This window comes from Rhodoferax sp., assembly GCF_039922535.1.
Lineage (GTDB): Bacteria > Pseudomonadota > Gammaproteobacteria > Burkholderiales > Burkholderiaceae_C > Rhodoferax_B.
This window is the reverse complement of sequence record NZ_JBDTEM010000411.1, coordinates 1-15103: the sequence shown is the minus strand read 5'-3', so window position 1 is coordinate 15103 and position 15103 is coordinate 1. Positions and strand designations below refer to the sequence as shown.

The window sequence follows — 15103 nt, the reverse complement described above, 5'->3', positions numbered from 1 at the left end:
TGGCCGAGCCGCTGGCCATCCATGGCCTGGGCAATGAGCAGGAGCGCATCGAACGCGCGCTGGACGAAGTGGGCCTGGGGCAGGGATTCCGCTTTCGCTACCCGCACCAGTTGTCGGGCGGGCAGCGCCAGCGCATTGCCATCGCCCGGGCGCTCATTTTGGAGCCGCAAATTCTGCTGCTGGACGAGCCCACTTCGGCCTTGGATGCCTCGGTACAGGCCGAGGTGCTGAATCTGCTGGAAACCCTGCGCGCCCGGCGCGGCCTGACCTTCATCATGGTCAGCCACGACCTGGCCGTGGTCACGCATCTGTGCCAGCGCCTGATGGTGATGCAGCGCGGCCAAACCGTGGAAATGCTGGCGTCCGCCGACCTGGCCGCCCGCCGCGTCACCCAGCCCTACACCCGCCAACTGATGGAAGCCGCCATCGGCTTCCGGAGAAGAGAGGCCTTGCCATGATCCATTGGGAATCCCACGCCTGCCTGCCGCTGCACCCGCAGGCCAGTTTTGCACCGATAGACCGGCTGCACGCCGCCGGGGTGGACTACGTGTCCATCAACGTCGGCATGGACATGAACCCGGTGCAGCAGGTGATGGCCGTGATCGCCGGGTTCCGCGCCAGCATCACCGCCCAGCCAGACCGCTACCGGCTGGCGCACAGCGTGGCCGACATTGCGCGGGCCCAAGCCGGTGGCCAGATTGCCATTGGTTTCGATTTGGAGGGTGCCATGCCCCTGCTGGAGCAGCCCGAGATGGTGGCGCTGTACGCGGCGCTGGGCGTGCGTCAGATCCACTTTGCCTACAACCGCAACAACAGCGTGGCTGATGGCTGCCATGACCTGGAGCGCGGCCTGACCCCGCTGGGCGAGCGCATGGTGCAGGCCGTGAATGCGGCGGGCATGTTGATGGACTGCTCGCACACCGGACGTAAATGCAGCCTGGACATCATGGCCGCATCCCGCCAACCGGTGATATTCAGCCACGCCAATCCGTTGGCGCTGGTGGAGCATGGCCGCAACATCACCGACGCGCAAATCCGCGCCTGCGCCGCCACCGGAGGCGTAGTGTGCGTGTCGGGGGTGTCCTTCTTTTTGGGCAACCCGGCTCCCACCGCCGCCGATGTGGCCCGCCACGTGGCGTATGTGGCCGAGCTGGTGGGCGTGCAGAATGTGGGTATCGGGCTGGACATCAGCTTTCGCCAGCCGGAGCTGAACGACGACCCACCAGGGGACTACAACCCCGGCTACTGGTGGCCTGCATCGGTGGGCTACAACGGAGCGATTGCACGGGCCAGCTACACCCCGGTGGAGACTTGGCAGGTGCTGGCGCAGGCCTTGCAGGATGTGGGCATGAGCGCCGACGACGCTGCGCTGGTCATGGGCGGCAACATGCTGCGGGTGGCGCAGCATGTGTGGGGTTGAAATGGCGTTGAAGTGGGATTGAAATTTAAATAAAAACAGCCTCTGGCGCAGGTGTCACCTGCGCTGGCAGCTACTGTTTAAATAGCAATCAGCGCACCAGCAATGCGTTCACCGCCAGCAGGTCTTCGGGCTTCAAACTGCCGCTGGCCTGGCGCAGTTTGAGCCCGCCCAGCAGCACGTTGTAGCGGGCCTGGGCCAGGTCGCGCTTGGTCTGGAACAACTGGCTTTGTGAATTCAGCACGTCGATATTGATGCGCACACCCACCTGGTAACCCAGCTTGTTGGCATCCAGTGCGATCTGGCTAGAGGCTTCGGCGGCTTCCAGGGCGTTGACCTGGCCAGCACCCGACAGCACGCCGTAGAACGCGGCACGGGTGGCCTGGGTCACAGCGCGGCGGGCGGCATCCAGATCGGCCTGGGCCTTGTCTTCCAGCGACAGGGTTTCGCGGATGCGGTTCTGGATGGAGAAGCCTGCAAACAGCGGGATGTTCAGGCTTAGGCCGATGCTGCCACCGTTGTTGCGCGAATTGTTGGGCAGGCTGGTGGTGCCGTTGGGGTAGCGGTTGACGTTGTAGCCCGCGGTGAGGTCCAGCGTGGGCAGGTTGCCGGCCTTGGCTTTTTGGGTTTCTAGCCGGGCCACGTCCAGAGCGACTTTGGCCTGCACCACATTGGGCTGCAGGCTTTCGGCTTGCTGCACCCAGGTGCTGATGTCGGCCGCCTGGACGGTCGGCAAAACTACCGGTAACGCCAGGGGCGTGGGCTGGGCGTTGACTCTGCTGACCAGGGTGTCCAGCGCCAGTTTCTTCACCAGCAAATCGTTGTCGGCGGCAATTTCCTGGGCCCGCACCAGGTCGAACTGGGCCTGGGCTTCGCGGGTGTCGGTGATGGTGGCGGTGCCGACTTCAAAGTTGCGTTTGGCCGAGGCCAGTTGCTCGGCTACCGCCGTCTTTTGGGCCCGCACAAAGGCCAGGGTGTCGCCCGCGCCCAGCACGTCGAAATAGGCCTGGGCCACGCGCACCACCAGATCCTGCTCGGCGGCAGCCAGCTGCGCCTCGGCTACATCGACCAGCTTCAAGCCTTGTTGGTAGTTGATACGGTTGGCCGGGCGGTATAGCGGCTGTGAACCGCTGATGGTGGCCGTCTGGGTGGTGTAGTTGCTGTCCACGCTGGGGTTGCTGCCGTCCACCATGGTGCGGGTGAGTCCAGCGGATGCGCCCACGGTGGGCAGGATGTAGGCCTTGGCCTGGTCCGCCTTGGCCAGATTCGCGTCGTACTGGGCTTTGGCCGACTGGTAGGTGGAGTCGGTGGCCCGTGCCGCATCAAACAGCTCGACCAGGCTTTGCGCTTGGGCAGCGCCGGTGAAAGCAAGCGATAGACCCAAAGACATGCCCAAGGACATAGCCAAAGCCAGAGCGGGGGAGGCGAGCGGGAAGCGGTGCATGGTCATCCTAGTCATTTCACGGGCGGTCAGTCGCGGTTCTTATTACGGTTTAGTACCGGGGAACGCCAGCATCGCGTTGCAGCGACCAGGCATCGATGCCACCGGCGATATTGACCACATTCTCAAAACCGTTTTGCACCAAAAACTGCGCTACGCGCTGGCTGCGGGCACCGTGGTGGCACAGGCAGGCTATTGGCGCTAGCGGGTCCAGCTCGGCCAGGCGGGCGGGGATGTCGTTCATCGACAGCTTCACCAGCGTGAAGCCCTCGGCCTGCACGCTGGCGGCTTGCCATTCACCGGGTTCGCGTACGTCCAGCACGATGGGGGCGGTCTGGCTTTGCAGCCATTGGGACAGATCGGTGGGGTTGATTTGGGAAATCATGGATGCGAAACCGCTTAGAACGTGAACTTGGAAGGCTCGGCAAAGTGCACCAGGCGCGGGGCCACGGTGTCCCAGGGCTGGGTGGTGGCGTAGGTGGTGTCGCCGGTGCGGGTGATGAAGTTGGCGCACATCATGGGCTCCTGGCCGACGACGGCAAACAAGCGGCCACCCACTTTGAGCTGGGCCTTGATTTGCTCGGGCACTGCCGCGACCGAGCCGCTGAGCACGATGGCATCAAACGGGCCGTCGGCCGCCGCACCCAGGGCACCGTCGGCCTGGCGCACTTCGACGTTGCGCACACCGGCGTTGCGCAGGTTGTTGCGCGCCAGGGTGGCCAACTCAGGCAAGATTTCCAGCGACAACACGCTGTGGGCGCTGGCCGCCAGCAACGCGGCCATGTATCCAGAGCCGGTACCGATTTCCAGCACTTTTTCGTGCTTCTGGATCTTCAGGTCTTGCAGGGCGCGGGCTTCCACTTTGGGCGACAGCATGCACTGGCCGCCGGGCAGCGGGGCTTCCATGTCCACGAAGGCAAACGCCTGGCTCTCTGCGGGCAAAAAATTCTCGCGTTTGACGGCGTTCAACAGCTCCAGCACCGAAGGCTCCAGCACATCCCAGGGGCGGATTTGCTGTTCGATCATGTTGAAGCGGAACTGTTCAAGCTGGGTGGTGGTGGTCATGGTGGGTCTTTGGGTTCAAGTGCGAGGTTAACGTTGGATTTTAGGGGGGGAAAGTGGCATGACCGGGCGTTTTCCAGCCCATTTACGTTGCGGCCAAGCGGCCAAATCGGCTCTGTCGCAGTGCACCGGGGGGTATCGCCTCTCGCCTGGGCAACATCCAGTGCTTCATAGATTGGTCTGCGGGGGCCGCACACGCAGCCCGTTGAGAAGAATGTGGAGCTGCGAGGCCAGGTACTGTTGTGGGTCCAGCGCGGCAGGTGCGCAGGGGTGGTTGCCCAAGGAGTGCTTCCACATGGCCAGAAAAATCAGCGGTGCGGTGACGCTGTAGGCGGCCAGGTCCGGGTCCACCGGGGCGAATTCGCCGCTGTCGATACCGCGCTGCAAGATCCGCCTAATCAGCCCCTGGTAGGGCAAAGCCACTTCGGTCTCGTAGAACGCGGCCATTTCGGGGAAGTTGTGGGCCTCGGTCAGCATCAGCTTGGTCATGCCCGATGCCTGGGTGTTGCCCACCCGCTCCCACCAGCTCAGCATGCCGTGGCGCAGCAGGTCGGCGCTGCTGCCGGTGTGCTCGTCTACCTCGGCACTCCACTCAAAAAAGCGGGCCGACAGGCTTTGTCGCACCACGGCTTTGAACAGCTCTTCCTTGCTGGGAAAGTACAGGAACAGCGTGCCTTTGGAGACCCCGGCGCGCTGGGCCACTTCTTCCACCCGGGTGGCGGCAAAGCCTTTTTCCACAAACAGGTCCAATGCCGCCGCCAGCAATTCCCCCGGCCGCGCCTCCTTGCGGCGCACGCGTTTGGCCTGGGGTTCTGTGGTGGAAGAGTTGGGCTGGAGGGGCATGGGGTTACTGACTAACGGGTTATTAATATAGCCCGTGCACCGGGGGCGCGTCAATGTGGGGGCATTCACCCCTCACGGTTTGGCCACCAGCAGCCCCAGCCACTCGCGCAACACCTCTCGTGACGACTGCAGTCCGTGGGCGGTGGGCAGCCATTCCAGCAAGCTGCGCTGCTGCACCAGGGTAAAGCCGGTGGGCGCGGGCGTCACGGTAAACCCGGCCTGCTCGAACGCCTGTTGTGCACGTGGCATGTGCCAGGCCTGGGTGACCAGGGCGATGCGATGCACGCCGTCGCGCGCCAGCAGGGTGTGTAGGTTGGCAGCGTTCTCCGCCGTGTCGCGCGACTGGTCGTCTACCCAGCGCAAAGCCATGCCGTAGTCTTGGGTCAGGGCCGCGCGGGCAGTTGCACCTTCGGACGGTGCGGCCGTGCCACTGTTGGCCCAGCCCACGCCACCCGCAAAGGCCAGCGGTAGTTTGGACTGGCGGGCCAGCCACACGCCATAGCGCAGGCGAATCGCCGTATCTGCCGTGGGCTGGGCCGCCCCGTACTCGGGCGCAAACGCCTGCACGCCGCCGCCCAGCACCACCACCGCTTGCACCTGGCGTGCCTGCAGCGCCGCACCGGCCGTGGCCGGGGGCAGGGCGGGCACCTGCGGCAGGATGTGCAGCGCCAGCCACACGGCCACCGCGTTGCAGCCCAGCAGCCACAGCCCACCCAGCGACACCACACAAAGCACGCCGCCGAGTGCTTTTTTACGCCAGATCAGCAGCAGCCCCAGCAACGCCAGCAGCAGAGGAGCCGCAGGCGGCAAGACCAGTGCGGTCAACAGGGGCTTGAATTCGCCTAATTCCATAAACTCACTTTTTGATAGCTGCTTGTGCTGGAGGGATGGGCGCTGGGGTCATTTTTTCCTTAAATTTTTTCCACAAGTAAAGTTGCAGTCAATATGAGTGTACAAGTCCGCACTCCTAAAAAAGGAGTACAAAGCAGCCTATGCAAAACACGCCTTCCTCTACTCCTTCTACACCCAGCCCACGCCAAGTGATTACCCTAGGAGGCGGATGTTTTTGGTGCACTGAGGCGGTGTTTGTGAATGTGCAGGGCATTACCGACGTGGAAAGCGGCTACTGCAACGGCCAGGCCCTCAACCCCAGTTACGACGAGGTGTGCAGCGGCGAGACCGGCCACAACGAGGTGGTGCGGCTGGAGTTTGACCCCGCGCAGATCAGCCTGCGCGAGATTTTGGAAGTGTTTTTTGTCATCCACGACCCGACCACGCTGAACCAGCAGGGCCACGATGTGGGCACGCAATACCGTAGCGGCATCTACACCAGCGCGCCCGAGCAGTTGGCGGTGATCGACACCGTGCTGGCCGAGATTGCAGTGAGCGGTACCTACCGCAAGCCGGTCGTCACCGAGGTGCTGACGCTGGCCAACTACTGGCCCGCCGAGGCCTACCACCAGGATTATTTTGCGAACCATCCCGGCCACGGCTACTGCCTGATGGTGGCCGCGCCCAAGGTGGAGAAGTTTCGCAAGAGCTTTGCCAATCTGGTTAAGCATTGAGCATCTTTTAGGCAGTTGGCGCAGATGTCACCTGCGCAGGCAGCTATAAAAAATGTAGTTTTTCGGGCTTCTGCCGCGTATGCTTTAGCGCATGCTGCGCCTGACCCAAGCCCCCAACCTCGCCATCGCCACGCTGTGGGTCGATGCGCTGCAGTTTGAAGGCATCGCCGCCAGCGTACAGCGCCAGTACCTGGCCGGCATTGCAGGCGATTTACCGCCCGACCAGTGCCTGCCCGAAGTCTGGATCCACCATCCCACCCAAGAAACCCGCGCCCGCAACCTGCTGCACGATCTGCAAAACGTTCCCCAACACCGTTGGCTGTGTACCTGCGGCGAGCTGGTGGAGGGCGGTTTTGAGCAGTGCTGGCACTGTGCCGCGTGGATGCCCGCTTAAACGAATATGAACAATCCCCAACACAGCCCCGCCGCCGAGCGCAACCTGCCGCCCATCCTCAGCGTCCTGCAGCGCGTTTTGCCCGCCCATGGCGTTGCGTTAGAGATCGCCAGCGGCACCGGCCAGCATGTGGCGGGCTTTGCCGCCGGCCTGCCGGGTTGGAGCTGGCAGCCCAGCGACGCGCAAGACGATGCCTTTGGGTCGATTGCCTACTGGTGCGCCCAAGTCGGTGTGGCCAATGTGCTGTCGCCCCTGCAGCTGGATGTGCTGGCCCCCTGGCCGCTGGCTCAAACCTTTGATGCCATTTACTGCGCCAACATGCTGCATATTTCCCCATGGACCACCTGCGCGGCGCTGATGCGCGGGGCGGCGGCGCACTTGGCACCGCAGGGCGTACTCATCACCTACGGCCCATACCTGGAGCGCGGCGTACCGACATCGCCGGGCAACCTCGATTTCGATGCCGACCTGCGCCAGCGCAACGCCGCCTGGGGCATCCGCCAGTTGGACGACGTAGTGCAGCAGGCAGCGCTGGCGGGCTTGGCGTTGCGCGAGCGGGTGGCCATGCCCGCCAACAACCTGCTGCTAATTTTTAGTTTTTCTGCAAACCCGCCACCAGCGCCGTGATGTTGTGCTTGGCCATCTTCAAATAGCTGGCACCGGGCTGGTCGGGGGCCGATAGCGCGTCGGCATACAGCGTGTCACCAGGGACCACGTTGGCTTCTTTGGACAATTGCTCCAGCAGCTTGGGGTTGGCCATGTTCTCCAAAAACACCGCCTTGATCTTCTCGCGCTGGATCTGGCGGATCAGGCTGGCGACCTGCTTGGCGCTGGCCTCGCCGTCGGTGGACACGCCCTGTGGCGCCAGAAACTTCAGCTGGTAGTGGGCCGCAAAGTAGCCGAAGGCATCGTGCGAGGTGATCACCTTGCGCTTGTCGGCGGGCACGGCGGCAAACTGGGTCACGGCCCAGGCATCCAGGGTTTGCAACTCGGCCACATACGCGGCGGTGTTGGCCTGGTAGGTGGCGGCCCCGGCGGGGTCGAGCTGCTCCAGCGCCTTGCGGATGTTGTTGACGTAAAAAATCACGTTGGCCGGGTTTTGCCAGGCATGCGGGTCGGTGATGACGCGGCCCTCGTCCTCCATCTTGCGCGGCTGCACGCCGGTAGAGGCTATCACGCTGGCCCCTTTGTAGCCGGCCGATTTCACCAGTTTGCCCATCCAGGGCTCGAAGCCCAGGCCATTGGTCACCACCAGTTTGGACTGCAGAATGGCCTTGGCATCGGCCGGTTTGGGTTCGAACACATGGGCATCCTCGTTGGGGCCGACCAGCGCCGTCACCGCCACCCGGTCGCCGCCCACCACCTGCACCAGGTCGCCCAAGATGCTGAAACTGGTGGTCACCGGGATCGGCGTTTGGGCCGATGCGCCGAAGGACGCGGCGATGGCCAGCGCGGCAAGGATTTTTTTGAAATGCATGGAAATACTCCTTTAAGAAAACTGGGGTTTGCGCAGGTTGGGCAACCAGCCGCGGGGTGCGCATAAAAGCGAGAGCGCGTACAGGCTCCCGGCGCAGACGATCACGGTGGGGCCGCTAGCGGTGTCCAGGTGGTACGACAGCAGCAGGCCCACATAGCTGGCCACGGCGGCTTGGGCCACGGCGTTGAGCATTTGCGCGGGCAGGCTGTCGTGCCACAGTCGGGCCGACACGGCGGGCAGCATCATGATGCCCACGGCCATCAGCGTGCCCAGGGTCTGGAAGCCCGCCACCAAGTTCAACACCACCAGCAGCAAAAAGCCTTGCTGCACCACAGCGGCCTTGCGGCCACTGGCGCTTTGCAGGTAGGCCGGGTCAAAGCTTTCCAGCAAAAATGCCCGGTACAACAGCGCCAACGCGGCCACGGTCACGGTAGCCACCCCGGCCACCAGCGTCAGCCCGCTGGCATCCACGCCCAGCGCGCTGCCAAACAAAATGTGCAGTAAATCCAGCTGGGAGCCCCGGCGCGATACCAGCATCACGCCCAGCGCCAGCGACACCAAATACAGCGCCGCCAAACTGGCGTCCTCGCGCAGCACGGTGGCGCGGCTCACCAGGCCCGACACCGCCGCCACCAGCATGCCCGCCAGCAGCCCGCCCACCGTCATGGCGATGGCCGACAGGCCGTAGAACATGAAACCCAGCGCCACGCCGGGCAGGATGGCGTGGCTCAGCGCTTCGCCAAACAGGCTCATGCGGCGCAGCGTGAGCAGCACGCCCAGCGGGGCCGCGCCCAGGGCTAGCGCGAGTGACGAAACCAGGGCCCGGCGCATGAATAAAAAGTCGGCAAACGGGGCGACGGCCAGGTCGTAGAGGTTGTAAAAAAGATGCTGCATCGGTTCAATTCGCGTGGATGTGGTCGTCCCAGCTTTCGCCGAGCAGGCGGGCCTGGCCCAAATGCTGCGGAGTCAGCACCTGCGCTGTCTCGCCCCAGGCCACCACGCCGCGCGCCAGCAGCAGGGTCTGCGGGAAGTGCTGGTGCACCTGGCTGTGGTCGTGCAGCACGGCAATCACCGTGCGCTGGCGGGCGTGCCAGTCGGCCACCAGGGCCAGCAGCTCGGCAGTGGTTTTGCTGTCGATGGCATTGAAGGGCTCGTCCAGCAGGATCAGGTCCGCGTCCTGCAGTAGCAGGCGTGCAAACAACACCCGCTGGAACTGCCCGGCCGACAAGGCGCTGATGGGCCGCTGCGCAAACCCACACAGGCCCACGGTGTGCAAGGCGGCATCGGCGGCGTCCAGCACCGCGCTGTCCAGGCCGCCCAGTGCGCCAGCGGTTTGCCAGGCCCCCAGCAGCACGCAGTCGTGCACGCTGATGGGAAAGCTGCGGTCGATGGCCGACTGCTGCGGCAAATAGGCGATGCGCGAGCGCGGGGTTTCCACCTGGAGGCTGCCCTGCGACAGCGGCAGCAGCGACAGAATGCTTTTCAGCAGCGTGCTTTTGCCCGCGCCATTGGGCCCTACCACGGCGGTGAGCGAGCCGGGCGCAAAGCTGCCGCTGACCCCGTGCAGGGTAGGGCGGTCGCGGTAGGTGACGGTCAGGCCGTCCAGCCTTACCACGGTGTGCCGCCTTGCGCCCAGGCCACGGCCAGCCACAAAACCAGCAGGGCGGGTATGACGCGCAGCAGCCGGGCCGATGCAGATAAACCCAGGAAGCTGGGGCGAGAAGGTGTTGTCATAGAAGCTGGGTAAAGTCGGTAGGGGTTGCGAATTTGGCGCGATAATGCAACCCAATTGCATCAAAGTATATCGCAACAAAGTTGCGTTAAAGGCGTTTCAGAACCCCATGGCTGCATCTTTACCTTCCACTTCCGCTCCATCGGCAACGTCTTCGGACGACCTGCTGGTCTCCCACGGCCTGCGCCGTACCAATGCCGCCCGCATGGTGGTGGACTGGCTGCGCGCCCACGCCGACACCCGCTGGACCCACGCCCAGTTGCAAGAAGCCCTGGCCCGTGAGTCCAACATCACCCTGGACCGCGTCACGCTCTACCGCCTGCTGGACCGCCTGTCCGAGGTCGGCCTGCTGCGCTGCAAGGTGGATGCCGAACGGGTGCGGCACTACCAGGCCATCGTGGACGACGCGCCTGCGGCACCGCATTTCGAGTGCAACACCTGCCACCGCGACCTGCCGCTGGAAGGCCAGATGGACAAAACCAACGCCGAGCTGGCCCAAGCCGCCATTGCCGCCATCCAGGCCCTGAAAACCTTGGGCCAGCAAAACGTCAGCGTGGACCTGGCGCTGCGCGGCATCTGCGGCGACTGCGCGCCCGCCAAAGGGATTCGGCGTTGATTCGTACCACGCAGTTGCGTTACAGCTACCCCGGCGCTGCGCCGCTGGACTTCCCCGATATCGACATCCCCCAAGGCGGCGTGCTGTTGCTGCGCGGCGCGTCGGGTGCGGGTAAATCCACCTGGTTGGCGCTGGCGGCAGGTTTGTTGCGCCCCGCCAGCGGACAAATCACGGTGGCCGGTCAAGACCTGACTGCTATCCAAAAAATAGCTACCGATGTATGGCGGGCGAGCGCTATCGGCTTCTTACCCCAAAAGCTCCACCTCAGCGAAGCGCTCACCGTGGCGGGCAACCTGGCCATGGCCCAGTGGGCCGCAGGCGTGCCCGACGACCCGCAGGCCGTGCGCCGCACGCTGGAGGCCCTGGACCTGGCGGAGCTGGCCGGGCGCAAACCCCGCCAGCTCTCCGGCGGCCAGGCCCAGCGTGTGGCCCTGGCCCGCGCCGTGCTGCTGCAGCCCAAAGTCATCCTGGCCGACGAGCCCACCGCCAGCCTGGACGATGACGCGGCCCAGGCCGCCCTGGCGCTGCTGCAGGCCAGTGCCCAGCGCTGCCAGGCTACGCTGGTCATCGCCACCCACGATGCGCGGGTGGCGGCTGCACTTCCCCAGGCGTTTACATGCCAAATCGGCATCCAGCGCACATTGCACCTGCACGGACAGCTATGAAGATAGTAGCAATCGCCTTTCGCTACCTGTGGTCGCGCCCGCTGGCTGCAGCGCTCAATTTGCTACTGCTGGCGCTGGGCCTGGCCAGCATCACCTTTGTGTGGATCACCAGCGAGCAGTTGGACCGTGCGTTTGACCGCGATCTGGCCGGTATCGACGTGGTGGTGGGGGCCAAGGGCAGCCCCCTGCAGCTGATTCTGGCGGGCGTGTTCCACATCGACGTGCCGCCCGGCAACATCCCCTTGGCCGCGGTGCAAGAGATGCAAAAAGACCCGCGCGTGGCCCAGCTCATCCCCATCAGCCTGGGCGACACCTTCCGCGGCTTTCGCATCGTCGGCACCAGCCCGGCCTACGCGGCCCACTACGGGGCCGAGCTGGCCCAGGGCGCGCTGTGGACTAAAGCCATGCAGACCCTGGTGGGTGCGCAGGTCGCCAAATACACCGGCCTGGCTGTCGGCAATACCTTTTACGGCTCGCACGGCCTGGGCGGCGGCGGCCACATCCACGGAGACTTCCCCTACACCGTGACCGGCGTGCTGGCCCCCTGCGGCTGCGTGCTGGACCGGCTGGTGCTGACGGCCACCGAATCGGTCTGGAAAGTGCACGAAAAAGCCACCGCGCTGGACGACGAAGACCAAAAAATCCTGGAGCAAGAGCGCGAAATCACCCTGGCGCTGATCACCTACAAAAGCCCGCTGGCGGCGGTGACCTTTCCACGCTTCATCAACACCACCACCGAGATGCAGGCTGCCGCGCCCGCTGTAGAAATCACCCGCCTGCTGCGCATGGTGGGCGTGGGCACCGACGTGCTGCGGGGTTTTGGCGCGGTGCTGCTGCTGACGGCGGCCTTGAGCGTCTTCATCGCCCTGTGGAACGCCGTGCGCGAGCGCCGCGCCGACCTGGCCATGCTGCGCATGCTGGGCGCGTCGCCGTACAAGGTGGCCGGGCTGGTGCTGGTGGAGGCCCTGCTGCTGGCCGCCATGGCCACCGCGCTGGGCCTGCTGTGCGGGCATCTGCTGGCGCAACTGGTCGGCAGCTGGCTGCAGGCCGAACGCTCGCTGCCGCTGACCGGCTGGATCTGGCTACCCAGCGAGTGGTGGGTGCTGTTGCTGGGCGGCGTGGTCGCCACCCTGGCCGCCGCGCTGCCTGCCTGGGAAGCCTACCGGCTGGACGTGACCACCTTGCTGAACCACCGTTAATCGGAATTTTTATGACCAAAACCCTTGCCGCTTTCTTGCTTGCCACCTTGTTCACCGCCAGCGCGCTGGCCGCCGAACCCGACAAAGACACCAAAGAAGACATCGCCCGCCACCGTGCCATCGCCGCCGCCCATGAAGATGCCGCCAAGTGCCTGGAATCGGGTAAAGGTGACGAGGTGTGCGAGAAAGCCCTGCAAGCCGCTTGCAAAGGGATTGCCATCGGCAAATACTGCGGCATGAAGCACGAGCACTGAAGTTGTAAGCAATGCGCCATGAAGCCGAGTCAGTTGCAGGCAGAAGCGGCCTAGCCCATCGGGGTCAGATCACAAATGCGCGCAAGATTCTGAAAGAGTATGCACAGCAATCGCCCGCATTTGTGCTATGACCCCTATGGCCGGTTCGACGTGTCGTACCCAATAATGACCGTCAATGGCTAAAGCGCTCATCACATCTTTGGGATACCAACCGCCCAGCGGGGTCAGAGCACGCATGCGAAGGGGCGCACGTGGCGCAATCCGCTTTTCGGCGCGCATGGATGATCTGACCCCACTGGGCTACCGTCCTTGGATGCATCACGGTGGGCAGTGTCCGCTAGTGCGACTATCTGCAGGGATTGAGCAAACTCAACCATTGGCAATGAATTTCCATCGACTTTTGAAAGCTGTGCCCATGCCATTCAAACTCCTACTCTTGGGCCTCGCCTTTGCCGCAAGCGCGGCCTGTGCCCAGACCAACCAGGCCTTGCCCATCGACCTGCCCGCAGGCACGGGCCCCGGCTACCACAGCCCAAACAGCCCGTTTGCGCCGCTGTCCGAGCGGGCCGACGTGGTGCCGTGGTCGGTGCTCACCGCCGTCAAGACCCGGGCCGAAAAAAACCGCATCCTGCCCAATTTTGGCCTGCCGCAACTGGCCTTGCACCTCAAAACCCAGCGCATCCAGGGCTTCATGGTGCCGCTGGATGCGGGCGAAAAGCAAAAGCACTTCCTGCTCACCTCGGTGCCGCTGACCTGCGCCTTCTGCCTGCCCGGTGGGCCAGAGAGCATGGTCGAGGTGAAGACCAAAACCCCGGTCAAGTACAGCCTGGAGCCGGTCATCGTCGAAGGCAAGTTCGCGGTGCTGAACGACGACCCGTACGGGCTGTATTACCGGATGGTGGACGCCACCAGCGTTAAATAAGAATGCTACTTTTTTAGTAGCTGCCCGCGCAGATGGAATGTGCGCTGGGCGCTATTTTGGCTACTATTCCGAGACCTCGCGTAGAACCCGCAGCAAGCCCTCATCCACCTGCGCCCGCCACACCCCCGGCGCGGCTTCTTGCAGCTGGTAGACCACGCAGTTGGGCATCGGCAGGCCGAGCTGAAAACCGCGGAACGCCCGCATCGCCAGGCTGTCGGCCGACCTGAACCCCAGCAGCTTCCACACCAGCATGCCAAGCCACATGCCATGGCCGAACACCACGGTCTGGTCGGGCAGGCCGTCCAGCTTGTGCATGAAAGCGCAGACCCGCTGGTCAAATTCCACATAGGTTTCGGCTACTTTGCCCATGCGCTGCAGCGGGTCGGCGGCCTGCCAGTAGGCATCGGCCATGGGAGCGCGCTGCTGGCCGTCCATGCCCTGCATCAGCGCGGGGTCGATGGTGGAAAACTCGTTGAGTAGCGGCTCTACCTGCGGAACCATGCTGAATTTGTGGCACAACGGGCGGGCGGTGTCGTGGGTGCGCGAATAGCCAGACACCAGGATACGCGCCGGGGTGACTTGCAATGCGGTGGCCAACGCCTGGGCCTGGCGGTGGCCCAGAGCGGTGAGCGGAATGGCATCGTGCGCCATGGTGAGGCCACCGGCGTTGGCGGTGCTTTGGCCGTGTCGGACGAAGGTGATGGTTTTCATGGGGTTGCTACTGAGTTGATAGCTGGCAGCGCAGGTGCCACATGCGCTAGAGGCCTATTTGACGTAAAGCGTGAGCGCCAGCAGCGCGTACAGCAGTCCAAAGCATAGCGGCACGGCGTTCTCTACATGGGTCAGCGGCAGATAGAGGCGGGCATCCTCTCCCCGGCCCAGCGCGTTCCATTCCGCGTCGTACGGCGCAGCGGGCAGCAACTGTTCCAGCGCGTAGACCACCTTGAACTTGGCGGAGTTGAGCTGGCGGTACGAGCGGATCACCCGCCACCAGATGAAGCACAGCAGCAGCACGGCGGCAAACGGGGCCAGCCCGCCCAGCGTGGGCAGCAGCACTTTTTCTTTCAGCAATACGGTGAAGGCGGTGATCAGCGCCGTGTGCACGCCCACAAAGAACGAATTCGCCAGCATGCGCCGGGCGCTGATGCGGTCGGCCATATCGACGTAGAGCTTGTACTGCTCGAACAGGTGCTTGTCGTACTCGGGGCCGTAGGCGGCCTTGGCTTGGCGCAGCAGCTGGAGGGCGTCGGCGGCCATCTAGCAACCTATGACCTTGAATTCAACCCGGCGGTCCAGCGCATCGGAGGCATCGTCGCGGCCGTTGCCCACCATGGTTTGGCGCGAGCCCATGCCGTTGGCGATGCTGCGCTTGGCCAGGGCGGGGTTGGTGGCTTCGAGCCGGGTTTTGACGTATTCGGCGCGCAGTTGCGACAGGCGTTCGTTCAGCGGCTCGGGGCCGGTGGCGCTGGTGTGGCCGGTGATTTCCAGGCAGGCGGGGCTGCTGGCGGTTTGGGTG

The 15103-nt window shown here is 64.2% G+C and carries 22 protein-coding genes; 10 read left to right on the top strand and 12 right to left on the bottom strand.

Annotated elements, in window-relative coordinates:
* Positions 1 to 458, top strand: a 458-nt coding sequence (locus ABI213_RS19645) for an ATP-binding cassette domain-containing protein (RefSeq protein WP_348028344.1), incomplete at its 5' end; no start/stop codon positions are given.
* Positions 455 to 1420, top strand: coding sequence for a membrane dipeptidase (locus ABI213_RS19640; protein ID WP_348007339.1), 966 nt, complete (start codon positions 455 to 457; stop codon positions 1418 to 1420). The genes ABI213_RS19645 and ABI213_RS19640, both read left to right, overlap by 4 nt.
* 88 nt (positions 1421 to 1508) lie before the next feature.
* Here ABI213_RS19640 and ABI213_RS19635 read toward each other — a convergent pair whose 3' ends face one another.
* The 5 genes from ABI213_RS19635 to ABI213_RS19615 all read right to left on the bottom strand — a co-directional run bounded on the left by ABI213_RS19635 (position 1509) and on the right by ABI213_RS19615 (position 5615).
* Positions 1509 to 2867 (bottom strand): TolC family outer membrane protein, encoded by a 1359-nt coding sequence (locus ABI213_RS19635; RefSeq protein WP_348007349.1) that lies wholly within the window; start codon positions 2865 to 2867, stop codon positions 1509 to 1511.
* Between the two features lie 43 nt (positions 2868 to 2910).
* Complete coding sequence (locus tag ABI213_RS19630; RefSeq protein WP_348007340.1) at positions 2911 to 3243, bottom strand: rhodanese-like domain-containing protein; 333 nt, start codon at positions 3241 to 3243, stop codon at positions 2911 to 2913.
* A gap of 14 nt (positions 3244 to 3257) precedes the next feature.
* Positions 3258 to 3923, bottom strand: a complete 666-nt coding sequence (locus ABI213_RS19625) for a protein-L-isoaspartate O-methyltransferase (RefSeq protein ID WP_348028343.1) — start codon at positions 3921 to 3923, stop codon at positions 3258 to 3260.
* 165 nt (positions 3924 to 4088) lie between these two features.
* Complete coding sequence (locus ABI213_RS19620; protein ID WP_348007342.1) at positions 4089 to 4763, bottom strand: TetR/AcrR family transcriptional regulator; 675 nt, start codon at positions 4761 to 4763, stop codon at positions 4089 to 4091.
* A gap of 72 nt (positions 4764 to 4835) precedes the next feature.
* A complete protein-coding gene (locus ABI213_RS19615) occupies positions 4836 to 5615 on the bottom strand; it encodes a YdcF family protein (protein ID WP_348007343.1) in 780 nt (259 codons plus the stop codon).
* A gap of 140 nt (positions 5616 to 5755) precedes the next feature.
* On the opposite strand from ABI213_RS19615, the gene msrA reads away from it, so the two are divergent.
* From msrA to ABI213_RS19600, 3 genes are all read left to right on the top strand, one after another.
* Positions 5756 to 6328, top strand: coding sequence for a peptide-methionine (S)-S-oxide reductase MsrA (gene msrA / locus ABI213_RS19610; protein ID WP_348007344.1), 573 nt, complete (start codon positions 5756 to 5758; stop codon positions 6326 to 6328).
* Positions 6329 to 6419: 91 nt separating this feature from the next.
* Complete coding sequence (locus tag ABI213_RS19605; RefSeq protein WP_348007345.1) at positions 6420 to 6722, top strand: DUF2007 domain-containing protein; 303 nt, start codon at positions 6420 to 6422, stop codon at positions 6720 to 6722.
* Positions 6723 to 6728: 6 nt separating this feature from the next.
* Positions 6729 to 7349, top strand: a complete 621-nt coding sequence (locus tag ABI213_RS19600) for a DUF938 domain-containing protein (RefSeq protein ID WP_348007346.1) — start codon at positions 6729 to 6731, stop codon at positions 7347 to 7349.
* Here the strand turns inward: ABI213_RS19600 and ABI213_RS19595 are convergent.
* From ABI213_RS19595 to ABI213_RS19580, 4 genes are read right to left on the bottom strand one after another with little or no spacing between them, the layout of a single operon-like run.
* On the bottom strand, positions 7315 to 8199 hold the full coding sequence (locus ABI213_RS19595) for a metal ABC transporter substrate-binding protein (protein WP_348028342.1): 885 nt from the start codon (positions 8197 to 8199) through the stop codon (positions 7315 to 7317). The genes ABI213_RS19600 and ABI213_RS19595 overlap by 35 nt on opposite strands.
* Positions 8200 to 8211: 12 nt before the next feature.
* Complete coding sequence (locus tag ABI213_RS19590) at positions 8212 to 9093, bottom strand: metal ABC transporter permease (protein WP_348028341.1); 882 nt, start codon at positions 9091 to 9093, stop codon at positions 8212 to 8214.
* Positions 9094 to 9097: 4 nt separating this feature from the next.
* Positions 9098 to 9814 carry a metal ABC transporter ATP-binding protein gene (locus tag ABI213_RS19585; RefSeq protein WP_348004960.1) on the bottom strand — a complete coding sequence of 239 codons (717 nt, stop codon included), beginning with the start codon at positions 9812 to 9814 and terminating at the stop codon, positions 9098 to 9100.
* A complete protein-coding gene (locus tag ABI213_RS19580) occupies positions 9808 to 9933 on the bottom strand; it encodes a hypothetical protein (RefSeq protein WP_348004961.1) in 126 nt (41 codons plus the stop codon). The genes ABI213_RS19585 and ABI213_RS19580 overlap by 7 nt, the downstream gene beginning before the upstream one ends.
* Before the next feature lie 107 nt (positions 9934 to 10040).
* On the opposite strand from ABI213_RS19580, the gene ABI213_RS19575 reads away from it, so the two are divergent.
* The 5 genes from ABI213_RS19575 to ABI213_RS19555 all read left to right on the top strand — a co-directional run bounded on the left by ABI213_RS19575 (position 10041) and on the right by ABI213_RS19555 (position 13587).
* Positions 10041 to 10547, top strand: a complete 507-nt coding sequence (locus ABI213_RS19575; protein ID WP_348004962.1) for a Fur family transcriptional regulator — start codon at positions 10041 to 10043, stop codon at positions 10545 to 10547.
* Positions 10544 to 11212 (top strand): ATP-binding cassette domain-containing protein, encoded by a 669-nt coding sequence (locus ABI213_RS19570; protein WP_348004963.1) that lies wholly within the window; start codon positions 10544 to 10546, stop codon positions 11210 to 11212. The genes ABI213_RS19575 and ABI213_RS19570 overlap by 4 nt, the downstream gene beginning before the upstream one ends.
* On the top strand, positions 11209 to 12411 hold the full coding sequence (locus tag ABI213_RS19565; RefSeq protein ID WP_348004964.1) for an ABC transporter permease: 1203 nt from the start codon (positions 11209 to 11211) through the stop codon (positions 12409 to 12411). Before ABI213_RS19570 ends, ABI213_RS19565 begins: the two co-directional genes overlap by 4 nt.
* Positions 12412 to 12422: 11 nt before the next feature.
* A complete protein-coding gene (locus ABI213_RS19560) occupies positions 12423 to 12665 on the top strand; it encodes a hypothetical protein (protein WP_348004965.1) in 243 nt (80 codons plus the stop codon).
* 415 nt (positions 12666 to 13080) lie between these two features.
* A complete protein-coding gene (locus tag ABI213_RS19555) occupies positions 13081 to 13587 on the top strand; it encodes a DUF3299 domain-containing protein (RefSeq protein WP_348004966.1) in 507 nt (168 codons plus the stop codon).
* A 63-nt stretch (positions 13588 to 13650) separates the two neighbouring features.
* Here the strand turns inward: ABI213_RS19555 and ABI213_RS19550 are convergent, their stop codons facing one another.
* The 3 genes from ABI213_RS19550 to ABI213_RS19540 form a co-directional block, all read right to left on the bottom strand.
* Positions 13651 to 14298, bottom strand: a complete 648-nt coding sequence (locus ABI213_RS19550; protein ID WP_348004967.1) for a histidine phosphatase family protein — start codon at positions 14296 to 14298, stop codon at positions 13651 to 13653.
* Positions 14299 to 14352: 54 nt separating this feature from the next.
* Positions 14353 to 14844 (bottom strand): hypothetical protein, encoded by a 492-nt coding sequence (locus ABI213_RS19545; RefSeq protein WP_348028339.1) that lies wholly within the window; start codon positions 14842 to 14844, stop codon positions 14353 to 14355.
* Positions 14845 to 15103 (bottom strand): OmpA family protein (locus ABI213_RS19540; RefSeq protein WP_348028337.1); only part of this gene is annotated, 259 nt, incomplete at its 5' end. It lies immediately after the preceding gene.